We start from the raw sequence: 1,900 nt of genomic DNA, 5'->3' as shown, positions 1-1,900 counted from the left end.
TGGTGGTGTGGGTTCGCGATCGCGAACCCACAGTCAAACTAATAATAATTATCATTCTCAGAAAATCAGTTAATTTTTGACCCTTGTTTATATGGTTTAAAGCCTTATACCACAATAGCTTTGAGGTGCTTGTCACCCCGTGAGGATACAGTCACTAGCTTCAACTTTATCTAAAAACTCAGTAACAGACTCTGTCCCTCGTAATAGATTATTTAAAGACAGTTGAATCCTTAAATAATGCTTCATGGCCTCCTCTTGCTCACTAGGGTGGGATTGCATATTTATTTCAAACCCCAAGGCATTTTGAATTTCTCTATACCTGCCGGGGTGAAAATCTTCCGGCAAGATTATACAATCAAGGTCTTTCATTATTATTAAAAATCTGTTACAGTTCCAATATTTTCTAACTCACCTAACCATGTAGAAATACTTACTACAGGTACATATATTTCTGGCTCTGCCGATTTAGACAAAATTTTACTGCTAGCTGGAGAAGTAGGAGTTGGGTTTAACGCAGCTTTGATAGCATTCAAGCAATCCTCGTAATCTCTGTCACCTATTGCTGCCGTAGCAGCTCCTGTCCGTGCATTGGGTGTTGCTATAGATCGCCTGCCAAACGGCATACTTCCGCTTCTTGTTTTCTTCTTTTGGTATTGGCGAGTTGACAATTGCGATGTTTCTGTTTCTCCGATATCGTTTATTCCGACAAGAGTAATAGTAAGAATTGCTGGATACCAGCCAGCAGGACCGGTAGTGACACTATCTTCATCCCTTGCTATGCCCAAAACATCCCATTGGTCGCCCCGTATAGCAGAAACTGCCATTTTCGCTCCAGCTCTGCTAATTGTAGTGGTCATATGAATATCAGCGTCAGTGGCAGTGCTAGGCGAAAATCCAAAAGGAACGACCCCTACTCCAAACAGCTCCTTATCTTCTGCTGGAGCTTTCCTGTCAACAGTATATGTCGATTCTCCTTTTTTCACTTTAATATATTTATCCCAGTCGGCTGCTTTAAAGTTGGAAAATTTAGGTTTACGTCTTCTACCCATGTCTTTGTCTCATAAAGTTGCATTTCCAAGGTAGCTGAAAAACCTAGCATTCTAGCTAATTGCTAAAACCAGACCTATAGGATTGCCGGAAAATTCCAGCATTTAAAAAGTAGCGATCGCTAATCCTCCGGAAGAACCGTTAATTGTCTATTGTCAATCAGGGATATTGGGCCGGGGTAAAATTGAAGTAGCAATACGGCGCGAGTAAATCTTACATCAGCAATAGGCCGTCTCCTTGGCATTCTTTTCTGCTTTCCTAATACTGTTTGAGTAGGGGGTATGGTGGGATAAGCCAAAGCTGCATTATAAGGTTTACCAGGTCTTAACTTAGTTTCATCTAAGGTTTTGTTCTGTACTGCGAGTAAAGCTTCTATCACTCGCCTTCCCTCTTCTTGGTCTCGACAAACAATGTTGTTTTGATAACCAGCGTTATTGTCGTTGTAATTAACTATTTCCTTCCCCTTTTTCCAAACAAACCCATCACCACCATTAGGAAGTACAAAAATTTGATAGATTTTTTGTTGCAGTTGTCTGATGTCATTCCAGGTTAGCTTTTCCATAGAGGAGTTAGAGTCATCTGTCTTATCCATAATTCTGATTCTAATTCGACCCCTAACCTTATCGTAAGTTTCTGCTACATCCTCCTTATCTTCCCAAAAGGTTAGTAATACTTCTGGCTGACCAGTTCTGGAGTGATGCCAACCCCCTTCAAAAACTTCACCGCCTTCAACACTGAAGTTGCTGGTACCCCAAGTGTAATTGAAAATTCCTTGCACCAAAGCCCGCTACCGGGAATGTCTGGTATTTCGTAATCACCATCACTTTTTTCATCAATTTCATTTAACTCATCA

At 40.9% G+C, this 1,900-nt stretch carries 4 protein-coding genes; all 4 read right to left on the bottom strand.

Annotated elements, in window-relative coordinates:
• Positions 1-132 precede the first annotated feature (132 nt).
• Positions 133-369 (bottom strand): hypothetical protein, encoded by a 237-nt coding sequence (locus F6K22_RS39815; RefSeq protein WP_293110578.1) that lies wholly within the window; start codon positions 367-369, stop codon positions 133-135.
• 5 nt (positions 370-374) lie between these two features.
• Positions 375-1,049, bottom strand: a complete 675-nt coding sequence (locus F6K22_RS39810) for a hypothetical protein (RefSeq protein WP_293110577.1) — start codon at positions 1,047-1,049, stop codon at positions 375-377.
• Positions 1,050-1,168: 119 nt separating this feature from the next.
• Entirely contained in the window at positions 1,169-1,639 is a 471-nt protein-coding gene (locus F6K22_RS39805; protein ID WP_293110575.1) for a hypothetical protein, read from the bottom strand.
• 71 nt (positions 1,640-1,710) lie between these two features.
• Positions 1,711-1,900 (bottom strand): hypothetical protein (locus F6K22_RS39800; RefSeq protein ID WP_293110573.1); only part of this gene is annotated, 190 nt, incomplete at its 5' end.

Source organism: Okeania sp. SIO2F4 (genome assembly GCF_010672385.1).
Taxonomy (GTDB): domain Bacteria; phylum Cyanobacteriota; class Cyanobacteriia; order Cyanobacteriales; family Microcoleaceae; genus Trichodesmium.
Note: the sequence above shows the minus strand (reverse complement) of the source record. Positions and strands in the feature narration are given on the sequence as shown.

Excerpts from the sequence above, each read along its gene's own strand:
- F6K22_RS39810 (WP_293110577.1), bottom strand. The coding sequence starts at position 1,049 with ATGGGTAGAAGACGTAAACCTAAATTTTCCAACTTTAAAGCAGCCGAC.
- F6K22_RS39815 (WP_293110578.1), bottom strand. The coding sequence starts at position 369 with ATGAAAGACCTTGATTGTATAATCTTGCCGGAAGATTTTCACCCCGGC.
- F6K22_RS39805 (WP_293110575.1), bottom strand. The coding sequence starts at position 1,639 with ATGGATAAGACAGATGACTCTAACTCCTCTATGGAAAAGCTAACCTGG.